This window comes from Streptomyces avidinii (assembly GCF_045161815.1).
Taxonomy (GTDB): Bacteria; Actinomycetota; Actinomycetes; order Streptomycetales; family Streptomycetaceae; genus Streptomyces; species Streptomyces avidinii.
The window spans coordinates 2,192,276-2,208,812 of sequence record NZ_CP108863.1; the positions used below are offsets into that span (position 1 = coordinate 2,192,276).

Sequence of the window (16,537 nt, forward strand, 5' to 3'; positions counted from 1 at the left end):
CTCACATCTTCTCCAGGGCGAACCCGGCCCTGATCCACCGGCTGGACTCCACGCACAGGGCCAGCGCACGGTCCCCGGCGGCGAACTCGGGGAGCAGCCGGTCGACTTGCAGGAAGGGCAGCGCGTTCCCGGTGTTGCCGGTGTCGCAGACGCAGGAGATCTCCCGGGCCGGCCCGGCCGGGAGCCGTTCGACGATGCGGGCGGTCATCCGCCCGGACAGCTGGGGCGGCAGCAGGAAGCCGATGTCGTCGAGACTCCAGCCGAGCCCGTCGAGCAGTTCCCAGAGGATCTCCACGGAGATCGCGGGCACGTGCTCCTCGATCGCCTTGTAGTCCTCGGCCAGCATCCGCCGCTCCGAGTCACGGTCGGTGGTCCCGTACCAGTCGAGGAGCTGGCCGGGCGGACGGCCGCGCCCGGTCCAGGAGTTCAGCACGGACCGTACGGCGATCCGCTCGCCCTCGGGCTCGTCCGTGAGGACGGCCGCGCCGGCCCCGTCCCCGAACAGGACGTAGTTGACCAGTTCCTCCGTGGGCATCCGGGCGGTGTCCCGCCGGGGCGACAGGAAGCGGTGCGTGACGTCCCCGCCGAGGATCAGTCCGGCCCGGCGGCCGCCGAGGATCAGTGTGCGGCCGAGGTCCAGCGCCTGGACGGCGCCGGAGCAGCCCGCCTGGAGCTGGTAGACGGGCAGGTGGTCCAGGCCCAGCCGGTCGGCGACCTCGCTCGCCGTGCTCGGCAGGAGCAGGTCGGGGGTCGCGGTCGCGAGTACGACGAACTCTATGTCGGCGGGGCCGAGGCCGGCGGCGTCCATGGCCTGGGCGCCCGCCTCGGCGCACAGGTCGGCGAGCGAACCGCGGACCTCGCCGGTGACCGGGTCCCAGCCGAAGTGCCGGGTCCTGGTGCCGACGAAGAGGTCGATCCACTCCTCTCCGACGCCCAGCATGCGGCCGAGCGCGGCGTTGTCCACCGGGTCGCCGGGCAGCGCCGTACCGGTGGCGGCGAGGTACACCGTGCCGCGGTCCGCGGCGTCCGCTCGGCGCGTCACGCCGTCCTCGCCAGGAGCATCTCGTCGAGGAACTCGGCCAGTGAGCCGACCGACCGCAGCGCGGGCAGCATCTGCTGCACGGACACCTCGCCGACCCGGGGCAGCCTGGCCTCCACCTGGTTCTTGAGCTGCATGATCATCACCGAGTCGAAGCCGAGGTCCTCGTAGAAGCGGGCCTCGCGCACGACGCGCTCCGGCGGATAGCCGCCGACCTCGGTGACGGCCTGGACTACGGCGTCCAGCACCGGGTCGGCGGCGCGGACGGCCGGGACGGCCGCCGCCGCAGCCGCGACCGGCCCGGGCCCGGCGGGCGGGGCCACGGGCGGCGCGGCGACCGGTGGGGCCGTGGGCACGAACGACTGCCGGTCCCAGTGCCGCCGCTCCGGCGAGAAGACGTACGGGGCCAGCGGCTGGAGGACCCGCTGCTCGGGCGCGTACAGCTCCTCCCAGCGCGGTTCGAGCCCGCCGCGGTACAGGGCGGCCACGGTCTCGGCCAGCTCGTGCCCGGTGGCCCCGGCGCCGGGGGTGGGGTGCAGGTACTCCACCCCCGGCGCCCGGCCGCCCCGGGCGGCGATCTGCAGCAGCCGGCTGCGCGGGCCTATCTCGACGAGATGGGTGGGGGCGACGTCCTGGACGAGCGCCACCAGGGCCGCGTCCATGAGCACGGGCTCCTCGATCTGGCCGGCCCAGTAATCGGCGTCCATGGCTTCGTGGCGCAGCATCCGGCCGTACCGGGTCGAGGCCACGGGGACGGTGGGCGGCGCGCACGACACCGTCCCGGCGCGCAGGGCCGCCGCGGCCGGGGCCATCTGGGGCGAGTGGAAGGCGTACGGGACCGGCAGCGGGGCGACCCGTACGCCGCGCCCGGCGAGCTCCCGGCCGATCCGCTCCAGCGCGGCGCGCGGTCCGGAGAGCACGGTGTCCGCGGGGCCGTTGAGCGCGGCCACGACCGTGCCCGGCTCGTCCGCCAGCAGCGCGGCGAGCTCCTCGGGACCGGCGGCGGCGGCGATCATGGCGCCGCCCTCGGGCAGTTCGGCGGTGAGGGCGCCGCGCCGGACCACCAGACGGGCGGCCTCCGCCAGATCGAGCGCGCCCGCGGTGACGGCGGCGGCGTACTCGCCGAGGCTGTGGCCGAGGACCGCGGCCGGGGTGATGCCGAGCGAGCCGAGCGTGCGGGCCAGGGCGTATCCGACGGCGAACAGGGCGGGCTGCGCGAACTCGGGCCGGTGCACCCGCTCGTCGCCGGACAGGATCAGCCCGCTCACCGACTCGCCGAGGTGCGCGGTGATCGCTGCGTCGGCCTCGGCCAGGTGGCGGCGGTAGGCGGGGGACTCCCGGTGGAGCCCCGCCGTCATCCCGGGGAACTCGTTTCCCTGGCCGGTGAACAGGAAGGCCACGACGGGCCGGCCCCACGGGCGCCCGGCACTCCCGGGCTCCCCCTGCGGGGCCGCCGCCCGGCGCAGCGCGGCCACCAGCTCGTCGGTGTCGCGGACCGGGGCCGCGAAGCGGTACGGCAGGCCGGTCTTGACGCGGTTGCTGCTCCAGCACAGGGCGGCCGCGCCGCCGCGCGGCCGTCCGGCCACCGCCTCGGCCTGCGCGGCCAGATTGCGGCGCAGCGCCTCGGGGGTGTCGCCGCTGACGGTGAACACGCCGGCAGCGCCGCCGCGCGCTCGCGCGCCGGCCGCGGGCCGCGGGATCCGCGGTGCGGAGGCGAGGACGGCGTGGGCGTTCGTACCGCCCATGCCGAAGCTGCTCACCCCGGCGAGGCTCTCCCCGCGCGGCAGCCGCATCGGGGACTTCAGCAGCCGCAGGCCCCGCTCGCCGAGCCGCAGTTGCGGGTTCTCGCGGTCGGTGAAGAGGCCGGCGGGGACGATGCGGTGGTGCAGTGCCAGGACGGTCTTGATGAGGCCGGCGATGCCCGCCGCGCCCTCGGTGTGGCCCAGGTTGCCCTTGACGGAGCCGATCGCGCACGGGGTGTCGCGCGGGATGCCGTGCACCGCGCCGAGCGCCGCGCACTCGATGGCGTCGCCGAGTACGGTCCCGGTGCCGTGCGCCTCGACGAAGGCGACCCGGTCCGGGGTGACCCCGGCGCGCCGGTACGCGGAGTTCAGTACCCGCTGCTGCGACCAGCGGTTGGGGGCGATGACCCCGTTGCTGCGGCCGTCCTGGTTGACGGCGCTGCCGCGCAGTACGGCGTAGATCCGCCGGCCGTCGGCGAGGGCGTCCTCCAGCCGGCGCAGCACCACGAGGCCCACGCCGTCGCTGCGGCCGATTCCGTCGGCGTCCGCGCTGAAGGGCTTGCAGCGGCCGTCGGCGGCGGCCAGGCCGAGCTGTCCGTAGACCATGCCCAGTAAGGGCGACAGCACGATGTTGACCCCGCCGGCCAGGGCCGTGTCGCACTCCCCGGCCAGCAGGGAATTGGCGGCGAGGTGGACGGCGACGAGCGAGGAGGAGCAGGCCGTGTCGACCGCCAGGCTCGGTCCGGTGAGGTTGAAGTGGTAGGAGATCCGGTTGGCGGCCATGCCGGCACTGCTGCCGGCGCCGAGCAGCGGGGTGACGCGGGTGAGGTCGCTCATGGTCAGGCGCCCCCACTCGCCCCCCATCACGCCGACGAACACCCCGGTCTCGGTTCCCGCGAGGTCGCCGGGGGCCAGGCCCGAGTCCTCCAGGGCCCGCCAGGCGCAGGGCAGCAGCAGCCGGTGGTGCGGGTCCATCGCGGCGGCCTCGCGCGGGGTGACGGAGAAGAAGTCGCTGTCGAAGACATCGGCGTCGTCGATGAACCCGCCGCTGCCGCTGACGGCGGGGAAGTCCCGGGCCTCCCAGCGCTGCCCGGGGACGGGGCCGGTCCCGGCCCCACCGCGCATCAGCAGGTCCCAGTACGCCTGCACGCCCGCCGCACCGGGGAACGTGCAGTCGATCCCGACGACGGCAATGTCCCCCATCAGGGCCGGCCCTGCTCGTCCGGTGAGCCGGCCGGCAACACCGACGACAGGTGACCGACGAGGCTCGCCACGGTCGGGTGGTCCCAGAGCAGGGTCGGTTCCACCTCCAGGCCGAACTCGTCCTCCAGGTCGCCGCACAGGCTCAGCGCGGCCACCGAGTCCATGCCGTACTCGGCGAACGGCACGGTCGGGTCGATGGTCTCGGGCGCACGCCGCAGGTAGAGCGAGAGCCGGGCGTACAGCCACTCGTGCGGCAGTACGCCGCCGGCGGCCTCGGTCGGCCGATCCGTGGGCACGGTCATCGTGGGACTCCTTCGATGCGTACGGCGCATCCGCCGGGCGGCCGGGGACACCGGTCAGCCGGGGATGGGACTGGAGTAGAGGTCGTAGCTGATCTGGGTGCTGAAGCGGAGCTGGACCTCGTGCCGGATACGGGTCTCGCACTCCGCCGGCAGATCGGCGACGCGCGTGCCCAGCCGCCGGGCGATGCGGTGCAGGGCGGCGGCGGCCCAGGACGGGTCGGCGAGGAACGGGTCGGGGCCGTAGCGCCCCTGGTCCCACAGACCGAGGACGGCGGCCGCGGCCAGCAGCAGCGCGTACCGGTCCATGAGGGCGAACCTCGCGGGCCGGGCGGTGGCCGCCGCACCGGCCGCGTCCAGTGCAAGCACCCGGGCGCGCACGTCGCGGAACTCCTCGACGAGCTGTCCGGCGAGCCTGCGCAGGGCGCTCTCGACCGGGCCGGTGCCGTCGATGCTCGCGCCGACGGCGAGCATGGTCGCGCTGAGGGAGTCCCTTCCGCAGGCGAGACTGAGCCGGTCGGTCCGCAGCGGCGGCAGGTCTCCGTGCAGCCGGAACAGCCCGGCGGGCGCCTCGTCCTCGACGAACCAGGAGCCCCGGGCCAGGCGCGGCATCTGCGGGATGACCGTGGCCTGGCAGGCGACGGTACCGGCGTGGCCGAGGCTGAGCACCGGCACGTCCCGGACGTGCTTCTGGAAGATGCCGAGGGTGCCCTCGCGGGTGTAGAAGCCGGAGCCCAGCACGATGGACAGGTCGTACATGGTCTCGGTGAGCACCCGGGGCAGCAGGTACTTGAGGGCCGCCGAATAGACGCTGGTCTCGGCGGGCAGCAGGTGCAGCGCCCTGGTGGCGACCACGGCCAGGGCGTCGTACAGCAGCAGGTTGACGAAGGCGTTGGTGAGGGCCGCCCCGGTACGGCCGCCGTCCCGGCCACCGCCCGCCTGCCACCCGCCGGAGCGCTCCCGGTCGAAGCGGACGGCCGTGCGCAGGCTGGTGTCGAGCGCGGCGACGGCGGTCGCCGCGATCACGGTCCGGCTGATCTGGAACGACCGCAGGGCCGTCTCGATGCCGCTGCCCTCCGGGCCCAGCAGGGCGGAGGCGGGCACCGGGCAGTCGTCGAACTGCACCCCGGCGAACCGGCAGCCGCGCAGCCCGACCGGGGTCCGGCGCGCCGTCACGGCCGCCCGTACGTCGCTCAGCTGCCCGGGTTCCAGCAGCAGCACCGAGTGGCTACGGCTGCCGGGGGCGGGGTCGGTGCGGCAGAACAGCACCAGTGCCCCGGCCCGTTCCAGGTTGTTGACCATCGGTTTGCCACCGCTGATCAGATAGCCGTCGCCGTTGCGGCGGGCGGTGACCTGGCTGCGTACGTAGTCGTTGCTGTGGGCGGTCTCGTGCTGCGCGATGGCCGCCCTGCCGCCGTCGCGCAGCAGCCCGGCCAGCCAGTGCCGCTGCCGGGAGCTGCCGGCCGTCCAGACGTCGGAGGCCGCCATGAAGGTGGTCATGCCGTGGCCCATGGCCAGGCCCACGTCCCGGCGGAAGACCGGACGCATGACCCTGACCAGGGTGTCCATCCCGTCGAGGCGCCCGCCCAGGGCGCGCGGTATGTACTCGTCGGTGATCCCGAAGTCGTCGAGCAGCGCCTCACCGGCGGCGAAGGGCACAGCGGCCCGGTCTGCCTCCAGCAGCGCGGTGTAGCCGACCGGGTTGGCGGGATCGGCAGGGTCGCCGAACAGCGCCTCCAGCTCGGCGACCCGGGCCCGGACGGCGATTTCGCGCTGCTGCGCCGCCGGCTGCTCGCCGAGGAGCGAGGTCACCACCGTCTTCCTCCGTCGGCTCCTTCCGGCCTCAGCAGGTCGTCGCCGAACAGCGCGTCCTCGACCCGGACCAGTGCCCGAACGTCCGGGGTCAGCACCTCGTACTCGCCGCGCAGCACCCCGTCGAGGAAGAGCCCGCGCATCAGGGTGCGCTGCACCTTGCCGCTGCTGGTGCGGCGGACGGTGCCGGGGCGTACCAGCAGGACGTTCCCGGCCGGGATCTCGAACTCCTTGCCGATCAGCGCCTGCATCCGCTGCGCGACGGTCCGCAGCTCGGCGCTGCCCGCGCCGCGCACCTCCTGGACGAGGACGAGCTGCTCGCCCCCGGCGTCCACGGAGAAGGCGGCGCCCGCGCCGAAGGTCAGAGCGGGGCTGACCGTGCGGGCGGCCCATTCGACGTCCTGCGGGTACACGTTGCGGCCGTTGATGATGACGACTTCCTTGAGCCGCCCGGTGACGAACAGTTCGCCGTCCTCCAGCATCCCGAGGTCGCCCGTGCGCAGGAAGTTGCTCTCCTCGCCGCCCAGGCTGGCGAGGAAGGTGTGGACGCTCTCGGCGGGCCGCCGCCAGTAGCCGCGGGCCACGCTGTAGCCGCGCAGCCAGATCTCGCCGACGGCGCCGGCCGGGAGTTCGTCGTGGGTCAGCGGGTCGACGATGCGCACGTCCACGTCGACCGGGGTGCCGCAGCCGACCAGGGTCTGCACGCGCTCCCCCGCTCCGGCCCGCAGCACCTGGTCGCGTTCCAGGGCGGTGCGGTCGAAGTCCTTGCGGACGTGCGGGGTGCCGGGGACCCCGCCGGAGACGACCAGGGTCGCCTCGGCCAGTCCGTAGCAGGGGTAGAGGGCCTCGGGGCGGAAGCCCGCCGGGGCGAACCGCTCGGCGAACGCGTCGAGGCTCTCGGGGCGCACGGGTTCGGCGCCGTTGAGGGCGAGGCGCCAGCGGGACAGGTCGAGGGCTGCGATCTGCTCGTCCTTGACCCGGCGTACGCACAGGTCGTAGCTGAAGTTCGGGCCCCCGCCCACCGTGACGCCGTACTCGTCGATGGCCCGGAGCCAGCGCAGCGGGCGTTTGACGAAGGACAGCGGGGTGACCTGGACGCTGTGGCTGCCGAGCCAGACCGGGTGCAGCAGGTGGGCGACGAGTCCCATGTCGTGGAAGTAGGGCAGCCAGCTTCCGAAGCGGTCCTCGCGGGTGGTGCGCAGCACCTTCTGCAGGGCGGCCTGGTTCGCCAGGAGGTTGTGGTGCGAGACGGTGACGCCGCGCGGTTCGGAGACGGAGCCGGAGGTGTACTGGAGGAAGACGAAGTCGTCCGGGCGGGCGGCCACGGGCCGCCAGGCGTCGGCGTCGCCGATGCCGGGCGCGTCGGTGACCAGGCAGGCCGCGTCGGGACGGGAGTTGCGGGCGAGCCAGAGGGCGACCTCGGGGGCGGCGGCCGTCTCGGTGAGGACGAGCTTCGCGCCGGTGTCCTTCAGTACGGCGGTGGTGCGGTTCAGCCGCTTGTCACGGCCCGCCTCCCCCGGCATCGGTACGGGGACCGCCACGGCCCCGGCGTAGAGGCAGCCGGCGAAGGCCTTGAGGAACTCGGCGGTGGAGGAGAAGGCGAGGAGCACCGGCTCCCCGGTCACCGCGTACTCCTGGAGGCAGGACGCGATGCGTCTGGCCTCGCGGTCCAGTTCTCCGTAGGTGAGGTGCTCGGCCTCCACGCCCCCGGCCGTCTCGCGCAGGAAGATGTGCACGTCCTCGTCGGCGAGTTCAGCCGCCCGAACCCGGAGGAGTTCGGTGAAGGTGGCGAAGCGTGACTCTGACATCCGCGGCATCCCCTCGGGTCTGCGGGCCCGTGGAGTGGCGGACCTCGATTCCCCGGATCATGCGTGCGCCTCCTTAAGGGGCGCTTGGGTGCATCGGCCGGGCCGGCACCCCTACCCCGGTCAGGGGGTGGTCGCTGTTCTCCGCGCGCTCGCCGGGCGTTTTCAATGGCGGGCACTGCCCAGGGCGGTCGCCGTCGGCGCGCCCCGACGGCCGAAGAGACGGGTGGAGCATGACAGTTGCCGATGTCGGTGTCCGAGTGGCCGAACTAGGAGCGATCAAGGAGTCCGCCGGGCTGGGCCCGTCGCCGAGCGCCTCCCAGGCACAGCACGCGCGCGGCAAGCTGACCGTGCGCGAGCGCCTCGACCTGCTCTTCGATCCGGGCACCTTCCGTGAGATCGAGCAGTTGCGCCGGCACCGGGCCACCGGGTTCGGCCTGGAGGACCGCCGGCCGCACACCGACGGTGTGGTGACCGGCTGGGGCAAGGTCGACGGCCGCCGGGTGTTCGTCTACGCGCACGACTTCCGGATCTTCGGCGGCTCGCTCGGCGAGGCGCACGCGCAGAAGATCCACAAGGTGATGGACCTGGCGCTGACCGCGGGAGCCCCGCTGGTGTCGCTCAGCGACGGGGCGGGGGCCCGGATCCAGGAGGGGGTCACCGCGCTCGCCGGATACGGCGGCATCTTCCGCCGCAACGTGGCCGCCTCCGGGGTGATCCCGCAGATCAGCGTGATGCTGGGGCCGTGCGCGGGCGGGGCGGCGTACTCCCCCGCGCTGACCGACTACGTGTTCATGGTGCGCGACATCGCGCAGATGTACGTCACCGGCCCCGATGTGGTGCAGGCCGTGACCGGCGAGCGGATCAGCCACAACGACCTCGGGGGCGCGCAGGTCCACTCCTCGGTCTCCGGTGCGAGCGCCTTCCTGTACGACACCGAGGAGGAGTGCCTGGAGGAGGTACGGCACCTGCTGTCGCTGCTGCCCTCCAACAACCGTGAGATGCCGCCCTCGGTGGCCACCGGGGACCCGGCCAACCGGCGGACCGAGGCGCTGTCCCGCCTGGTGCCGGCCGACCCGGCCCGCTCGTACGACATGCGCGCCGTGATCGAGGAGATCATCGACGACGGTGACCTGTTCGAGGTCCACGCGCACTGGGCGACCAACATCATCTGCGGACTGGCCCGGCTGGACGGCCACGTGGTGGGCGTCGTCGCCAACCAGCCCGCCTCCCTCGCCGGGGTGCTGGACATCAACGCCTCCGAGAAGGCCGCCCGGTTCGTGCAGACCTGCGACGCCTTCAGCATCCCGCTGGTGACGCTCGTGGACGTACCGGGCTTCCTGCCCGGCAGCGGTCAGGAGCACGGCGGTGTCATCCGGCACGGCGCGAAACTGCTGTACGCGTACTGCGCGGCCACCGTGCCCCGGGTGCAGGTGATCCTGCGCAAGGCCTACGGCGGCGCCTACATCGTGATGGACTCCCGTTCGATCGGCGCGGACCTGTCCTTCGCGTGGCCCACCAACGAGATCGCCGTCATGGGGGCCGAGGGCGCGGCCAATGTCGTCTTCCGCCGGGAGATCGCCGCCTCGGACGACCCGGAGGCGGCGCGCGCGCAGCGCGTCAAGCAGTACCGGCAGGAACTCATGCACCCCTACTACGCGGCCGAGCGCGGCCTCGTCGACGACGTCATCGACCCGGCCGCCACCCGGCAGGTACTCGCGGACGCCCTCGATGTGCTGCGCGCGAAACACGTCCCGCTGCCCGAACGCAAGCACGGCAACCCACCGTTCTGATGGGCGAGCCGGCCGAACCACCCGTGAAGATCGTGCGCGGCGCCCCCGACGGCACGGAACTGGCCGCCGTGCTCCTCGCGCTGCTCTCCGCCGCCGGGCAACCCGGCGGGGCCGGGGAGGAGGCCGGGGAGGAGGCCGCGGCGCCGGCCCGAGCCACCTGGGGCCCGCCGCATGGCTGGCGGCCGCCGGGCGCCTGGACCGCCCGCCCAGTGAGCCGGACCGCCCGCCTCGTGAGCCGGGCCGCCCGCCCCCACCGAAAGGACACCGACCGAGGATGACCCGTACGACCCTGACCCCTGCCGCCCCGCGGACGACCGGCGACTGGCTGCGCCGCTTCCACCCCGCCGAGGACGCCCCCGTACGGCTGTTCTGCTTCCCGCACGCGGGTGGCGCGGCCAGCTATTACTTCCCGATGTCCCGGGCCCTGTCCCCGGACGCCGACGTACTGGCCGTGCAGTACCCGGGCCGCCAGGACCGCCGTCACGAGCGCTGCGTCGACGACCTGCGGGAGCTCGCCGACCGGGTCGTCGCGGAACTGCGGCCCTGGTGCGACCGGCCGGTGGCGCTGTTCGGACACAGTCTGGGCGCCTCGCTGGCCTTCGAGGTGGCGCTGCGGCTCCAGGAGGCCGGTGACCCGGCGCCGGTGGCGCTGTTCGCCTCGGGCCGGCGGGCCCCCTCGCACCACCGCGAGAACCAGCTGGTCCACCTCGCCCCCGACGACCGGCTGCTGGCCGAGATCAAGGCGTTGAGCGGAACGGACCCGGCGGTACTGGCCGACGACGAGCTGCTGCGCTCGGTCCTCCCGGCGATCCGCGGCGACTACAAGGCCGCGGAGACCTACCGCTACCGCCCCGGCCCCGCCCTGACCTGCCCGATCACGGTGCTCACCGGAGACATCGATCCCGCGGTGACGGCCGAGGAGGCCGCGGGCTGGGCCGACCACACCGACGGGCCGTTCGCCCTGCACCGCTTCGCGGGCGGCCACTTCTACCTCAACCAGCACAGCGGCGAGGTGATCGACCTGATCCGGCAGCAGCTCGCCTGAACCGTGCCACCGCACGACCGTGCACCTGGGTCCGGCCACCGCACCGCGGTGGCCGGACCCGGCCGTTCCCCCGCGCAGTACGGCGCATTGACGGCGGAAAGTGGTGAAACCCGATCGGCAGTGGGGCGTTAGAAGGCTGGGCCGCCGTTTTGCCCGCGGCTCAGACGCGAGTACGAGGAGCACGATGAGAAACCCGAAGCCGGCCGGACGTGGTCGGATGAAGCTGGCAGCCCGATGCCGGGTGGCCACGGAGGCCTCCGCCTTCGGGATGGTCGTCTTCTGCGCGATCCTGTTCAACGCCGCACTGATGGGGGTGGAGACGTACAGCGGGCTCGCCGGGGAGTACCGGCTCGTGCTGCAGGGCGCGGAGAACTGCTGCCTGACCCTGTTCACCCTGGAGATGCTGCTGCGCCTGGGCGCCTGCGCCGACCGGCCGAAAGCATTCTTCCGCGACCCGTGGAACCTCTTCGACCTCGCGGTCGTGGCCTCCTCCTTCATCCCGCTGGTCCGCGAGAACACCACCCTGCTGCGGCTGCTGCGCCTCGCCCGCGTCCTGCGCACCGCCCGCTTCCTGCCGCACCTGCGCATCCTGCTGGTCGCCGTCGGCCGCAGCCTGCCGGGCACCGCCAGCTTCCTGTTCGTCGGCGCTCTGGTGCTGTACGTGTACGCCATGGTCGGCTGGGTCTGCTTCGCGGAGTCCGACCCCGGGCACTACGGCTCGGTGGGCCGCGCCATGCTCACGCTCTTCCTGCTGACCACGCTCGACGGACTGACCGACGCGGTCCGCGCGGGACTGCAGATCTCCCGGCTGAGCATCATCTACTACGCCTCGTACGCACTGCTCGCCTCCTTCGTGCTGGTGAACGTACTCATCGGGGTCGTCCTCAACTCCCTCGACGAGGCACGCGAGATGGAGGACGAGGCGAACCGCGCCCCGGCATCGGACACGGACCCCGACGTCCGGGCCCGGATCGCCACGGCCCGCCGGGCCCTGGACGAGATCGAGGCGAGCCTGCCGGCGGCCGCCGAGCGGCCGGAACGGCAGCTGGAGGCCTCGCACACCGGGGCCTGAGCACGGCCCGGGCGGCCGGTCATCCCGCACCGGTGCTGATCAGCCGGATGTTCCAGGTGCCGTCCGGGCCCTCCTCGACGTTCCAGATGCCCGGCCTGTCGATCGCGAAGTCGGGGACCGTTTCGAAGCGCACGCCGTCGAAACGGACCGTCCCGTGGAAGCCGGCCCCCTCGAAGTCCAGCGGCCCCTCGAACACGGCGCCCCTGCACATCAGGCCGCGGCGCCATCGCGTGGACGCGAAGGACACGGGCCCGGCGAAGCCGGCCCCGCTCATCCCGGCCACGCCGCCGAAGGCGACCTCGGAGAAGTCCGCCGCCCCGGCCACCTGTACCCCGTACAGATCCGCGGAGGCCTCCAGTACGGCCCGGCCGAAGGAGACGCCCTCCAGGAAGACCGCCTCCTTGAACCCCGCCGATCCGCGAAAGCGTGTCCGGCGGAACGTTGCCGCGCGGTGGAAACTGCTCATCTCGAAGTCACCGGCGTTCTGGAACACCGCGCCGTCGAGCGAGACCGGCCCGCCGAAGGTGGCTCCCGTGAAACTGGCCCGTCCTGCGAACACGGCCCGGACGAAGGTGGCCCGGCCCGAGAACTCGATGCCCGCCCGGCTCCAGTCGTCCACGAAGTAGGCCCGGTCGAAGGCCGCCGGTCCCACCTCGACCGGGCCGCGACCGCGGGGCTCCAGCGCCGTCAGCAGCCGTGGGAGCAGGCCGTGGTCGAAGGTGGTGCCCCGGAAGTCCACCTGCGCACCCGGCACCAGAGCGGCGAGGTGGTCGCGCTGCTCCTCGTCCCCCACATGCGCCAGGCACCGCTCGTGCCCGGGCAGCCGGATCCCGATGCAGACCCACGGCTCGGCCTCCGAGGCCTCGAATCCACAGGTCGGCCAGTCGACGGCCACGTCCAGGAGCCGGTCGGCCTCCGCCAGCACCTGCCCGAGCGGCTCGGCAGCGGGTTCCGGGGCGACGCACGCCCAGCCCTCGCCCGCGGCGCCCACCCGCTCCAGGGTGAGCCTGGCGGGAAAGCCGAACAGACCTGCGAGATCCTCGTGCAGGCGGGAGGAGACAGCAAGGGCGAGACCCCCGGAGGACGCTTTCCGGCGCAACTGCTCGAGGACTGCGGGATGTCGGACCAAGCGGATGGTCGCCTCGGTCCCGATGCCGACGGCCACGGCGAGGGACGGGTGCAAGCCGTCCATCCGCCGGTGTCCGTACGCGCGCATGGCCCCGGGCAGCCCGGACAACAGCCTGCCCGCCTTGGCGTGGGCGCCGGGCGCGTCCAGTGCGAGGAGAAGCGGCGCGTCCGCCTCGCCCCCGGTCAGTCGCCCGGCGACATCCGTCCGCGTCATGAGCTCGGCCAGCATGTCCCGCGTCTCCGCGATCGGCGTCGTCCCGATCGGGACGACGCCGTCGGCGCCGGGCAGCACCGCCAGGCACAGCGCGGTGGCCGTGTCGGCAGCCGGCCCGGAACGCTCCAGTGCCGCGCGGAAGTCCGGTTGCTCCAGCAGGGCGTCGGCCAGCAGGAACACCATGCGGTTGGGCCAGACCGTGTGCACGACGCCGGCGAGCATGCCGTTCACGGAGACCGGGCCGCCCCGGAAGTGCGTCCAGCTCTCCGGTTCCGCGGAGAGCCGGACGAGTTCGCCGTTGCGGGCGCCGTCGTGCGGGGCCGCCGCGCCCGTCAGTGCGACCGGGTCGCCCTGGTCGGTGCGTCCGTCGATCCGCAGGCGGTCCAGGGTGTAGTGGACCTCCGCCGTCAGCAGGCGCAGCGGCTCGGCGCACACGGCAGGGTCCACCAGGTCCTCGTCGGCCCGGAGCAGCAGCATCCGGGGTGCCGCGTCGTCCGACCACACCGTGCGGCAGGGGATCTCCCGGTCGCCGGGCCGCACCCAGGCCACCGCGCCCAAAGGCAGCTGCGCGTCGCCGACCGTGAGTACCAGTCGCGGCGTCAGCAGGGTGCCGACCTCCTGCGGTTCGGGCAGCGCGTCGTAGCGGACCCGGACGACCCGGTCGGCCAGGCCCGGATCCAGCGGAGGCCGCGCCGCGAACGGCAGGGCGTCCTGCGCCACCCGGCGGCGGCCGTCCCGGCCCGTGGTGACGCGGGTCGCGGAGAAGTCCGGGCCGGTGCGCCGGTTGCGGGACATGAACTCCCAGACGCGGCGCCGCACCAGCTCCCGTACGGCGGCCACGTCCCCGCGCAGCTGCGAGCCGAGCAGGGCTTCCCGTACGCCGGGCAGGAACTGGAACTCCACCTCCGACGGGTCCTGTTCGTCCTGCCACTCCTCGAAGAGCCCGCCGAGGGCGACCTCCGCCAGGTGGCCGTGCTCCGAGCCGCGCAGCAGGGAACGCCGGACCAGGGTCATCACCGGCAGGGTGAGGGGTACGGCGGCCAGGTGGGCGGCGAGCTGCTGGGCCGTCGGGGAGGCGTTCGCCCGGAAGTGCTCCACCACCTCCAGGGCGCTGCGCCCGCTGCCGGGGCCGGGATCCGCCGGGGTGCTCGCGGAGCACGCCGCCGCGTCGAGGCGCAGGCAGGCCAGGCGCCGCCACCGGCCGTCCCCGGCGACCACCCGCACCAGCCGGGCCAGGCTTCCGGAGGCGACGCCGACCACCGGGACGACGGCCGCGGCCGCCCGGAGGCGGCCGGCCCGGCGGGCGACCGGGATCCGCTGCCAGGAGCGGGTGGCGGCGGCCGGCCGTTCGGCGCGGACGGCGAAGGGGACGGGCCGGACGGCGCCGCGCGTCCAGAGGCGTTCGGGCAGGACGTTGAGGACGGCCACGGCGTTGTGCGCGCACCAGTGCCGGAGCATGCCCTGTACGGGGGCCTGCCGCCAGCCGCCCGCCACGGTGTCGGAGAGTACGAGGATCAGTCGGCGGCCCGCGGGGTCGGCCAGTTCCAGGGGGTTGCGGGGCGGACCGCCGTGGCCGCGCGTGACCATCGGGGTGGCGCCGGTTCCGGTGCCGGTCAGCTGCCAGGTGCGGACGTCGCGGAAGACCCCGCTGCGGGTCAGGACCCGGCGCACCTCGTCGACGTGGTCCGACCAGAGCAGCATGGAGTGGTGGGTGTCGACGACGAGTGCCAGGTCCAGCCAGCGGCTCTCGGCGGGGCGCAGGACCGGGGTGGTCACCATGCGCTCGATGCTGCGTTCGACGGTGAGCTGCTCGTCCAGCTCCTCCCCGGGCCCGCCGATGGAGCGGCGGCCGACGGGCCGCAGGGCTCGCATGAGGGCGAGCGGGTCGTCGAGGGAGGCGGCCCGGGGCAGTCGCAGGGGTGAGCCCCGGCGCCCGGCGCCGTCCTCGGCCGGTTTCCCGTCGGGGTCGCGCCGGGCGGCCGGGAAGAGCTGGACGGGCTCGGCCCCGGCCGGGGTGCCCGGCTCGGGCAGGGGCCCCGCGGCCCCGGGTGACGGGGTGTCGGGCAGCGGTGGCGGTTCGCCCGGTGGGCCGGCGGCGCCGGGGTCCGCGGGCGGGCGGGTTCCGGCCGGGTCGACCCGGGCCGCCAGCCACAGGATGTCGGCGATCTCCTCCGACCCGAGCCCGGTGTACGGAACGCTGCCGTCGGCGCCGTCGGCGAGGGCCGCGAGCAGCTTCTCGATCACGCCGTGGGCCCGGTCAGGTGCTGCATGACGGTGTCGAGGAAGCGTTCGCGGTCCGCGGGCGCGGACCAGGCGCCGGCGAGGCGGAGCTGGATGGCGTTGAGGAGTTGGTCGGTGGCCAGGTCCCCGTCCTCGCCGCGGTCGAGGAAGGCCCGGACGAGGTCCTGGTACTCCTCGCCGGACGCGACGTCGACCCCGAGCCGGCGGCGCACGATCCGGGCGAGCTTGTCCGGTCCGGGCGGCTCCAGGTGGAGGCGGACGCAGCGGCGCAGGAAGGCGGGCGGGAAGTCGCGTTCGCCGTTGCTGGTGAGGACGACGATGGGGAAGTAGCGGCACTGGACGCGGCCCTGGGTGATCCGTACGACCGCCTCGGGGTCGTCGTCGGTGCCGATGGCGACGGTGGGGTCCTCCTGGGCGAGCCGGGCGAGTTCGGGGATCAGGAACCCGCCGTCCTCGAAGACGGTGAGCAGGTCGCCGGGGAGGTCGATGTCGCTCTTGTCGATCTCGTCGACGAGCAGCACGCGGGGCCGGTCCTGCGGCAGCAGGGCGGTACCGAGCGGTCCGAGGCGCAGGTAGCGGGAGATCGAGGGCGCGGAGGGGGTGTCCGCCACGGGCGCCCCCGCGGCGGTCGCTGTCGCGGGAGCGGCCGCGGCGGCGGGCATCCCGCCCGGCCCGCGCAGCTGTTCCATCCCGGCCTCCTGGAGGCGCCCGACGGCGTCGTACAGGTACAGCCCGTCGCGCAGTACGGTCCGGCTGGTGATCGGCCAGTGCAGGACGGGACCCAGGTTCAGGTCGGAGGCGATGCTGTGGGCGAGGGTGGACTTGCCGACGCCCGGTTTTCCGGTGACCAGCAGTGGCCTGCGCAGGTGCAGGGCCGTGTTGACGACGTCCTTCTCCGGTTCGTCGGGTACGTATCCCTCGCCGCGCAGGGCGGTGCGCTGCCAGGCCTCTCCCGCGCACCCGGGCGGCGCGTATCCCGGATCGGGAGCGCCGCCGAAGTCCCGCCAGGGTGGCGGGGCTCCGGCCTCCAGGCGGGCGCGCCGGGCCGCGCCCTCGCCGTTCCCGTGGTACAGCCACCAGTCCTTCGCCACTGCCTCTGCCTCCATCTTCGGTTTCGCCGTCCGTCGGTGGTCGGTGGTCGGGG

General features: G+C 74.1%; 11 protein-coding genes. 4 read left to right on the plus strand and 7 right to left on the minus strand.

The window, feature by feature from the left end; translation table 11 throughout:
* Position 1 precedes the first annotated feature (1 nt).
* The 5 genes from OG373_RS09770 to OG373_RS09790 are packed head-to-tail and all read right to left on the minus strand — an operon-like array spanning position 2 to position 7,903.
* Positions 2 to 1,042, minus strand: coding sequence for a 3-oxoacyl-ACP synthase III family protein (locus OG373_RS09770; protein WP_397729823.1), 1,041 nt, complete (start codon positions 1,040 to 1,042; stop codon positions 2 to 4).
* Positions 1,039 to 3,984 carry a beta-ketoacyl synthase N-terminal-like domain-containing protein gene (locus OG373_RS09775; protein ID WP_405437513.1) on the minus strand — a complete coding sequence of 982 codons (2,946 nt, stop codon included), beginning with the start codon at positions 3,982 to 3,984 and terminating at the stop codon, positions 1,039 to 1,041. Before OG373_RS09775 ends, OG373_RS09770 begins: the two co-directional genes overlap by 4 nt.
* A complete protein-coding gene (locus OG373_RS09780; protein WP_397729825.1) occupies positions 3,984 to 4,286 on the minus strand; it encodes an acyl carrier protein in 303 nt (100 codons plus the stop codon). Before OG373_RS09780 ends, OG373_RS09775 begins: the two co-directional genes overlap by 1 nt.
* Positions 4,287 to 4,340: 54 nt before the next feature.
* A complete protein-coding gene (locus tag OG373_RS09785) occupies positions 4,341 to 6,098 on the minus strand; it encodes an acyl-CoA dehydrogenase (protein ID WP_405437515.1) in 1,758 nt (585 codons plus the stop codon).
* Positions 6,092 to 7,903 (minus strand): fatty acyl-AMP ligase, encoded by a 1,812-nt coding sequence (locus OG373_RS09790; RefSeq protein WP_405437517.1) that lies wholly within the window; start codon positions 7,901 to 7,903, stop codon positions 6,092 to 6,094. Before OG373_RS09790 ends, OG373_RS09785 begins: the two co-directional genes overlap by 7 nt.
* A 230-nt stretch (positions 7,904 to 8,133) precedes the next feature.
* Here OG373_RS09790 and OG373_RS09795 point away from each other — a divergent pair, with 230 nt between their 5' ends.
* The 4 genes from OG373_RS09795 (at position 8,134) to OG373_RS09810 (ending at position 11,810) form a co-directional block, all read left to right on the plus strand.
* Positions 8,134 to 9,693, plus strand: a complete 1,560-nt coding sequence (locus OG373_RS09795) for an acyl-CoA carboxylase subunit beta (RefSeq protein ID WP_405437519.1) — start codon at positions 8,134 to 8,136, stop codon at positions 9,691 to 9,693.
* Complete coding sequence (locus tag OG373_RS09800; protein ID WP_405437520.1) at positions 9,693 to 9,971, plus strand: acyl-CoA carboxylase subunit epsilon; 279 nt, start codon at positions 9,693 to 9,695, stop codon at positions 9,969 to 9,971. Before OG373_RS09795 ends, OG373_RS09800 begins: the two co-directional genes overlap by 1 nt.
* A complete protein-coding gene (locus OG373_RS09805; RefSeq protein WP_405437522.1) occupies positions 9,968 to 10,738 on the plus strand; it encodes a thioesterase II family protein in 771 nt (256 codons plus the stop codon). The genes OG373_RS09800 and OG373_RS09805 overlap by 4 nt, the downstream gene beginning before the upstream one ends.
* 217 nt (positions 10,739 to 10,955) lie before the next feature.
* On the plus strand, positions 10,956 to 11,810 hold the full coding sequence (locus OG373_RS09810; protein WP_405437524.1) for an ion transporter: 855 nt from the start codon (positions 10,956 to 10,958) through the stop codon (positions 11,808 to 11,810).
* A gap of 19 nt (positions 11,811 to 11,829) precedes the next feature.
* Here the strand turns inward: OG373_RS09810 and OG373_RS09815 are convergent, their stop codons facing one another.
* Positions 11,830 to 15,396, minus strand: a complete 3,567-nt coding sequence (locus OG373_RS09815; protein WP_405437526.1) for an SAV_2336 N-terminal domain-related protein — start codon at positions 15,394 to 15,396, stop codon at positions 11,830 to 11,832.
* Positions 15,393 to 16,499, minus strand: a complete 1,107-nt coding sequence (locus tag OG373_RS09820) for an AAA family ATPase (protein WP_405437528.1) — start codon at positions 16,497 to 16,499, stop codon at positions 15,393 to 15,395. The genes OG373_RS09815 and OG373_RS09820 overlap by 4 nt, the downstream gene beginning before the upstream one ends.
* Positions 16,500 to 16,537 lie beyond the last annotated feature (38 nt).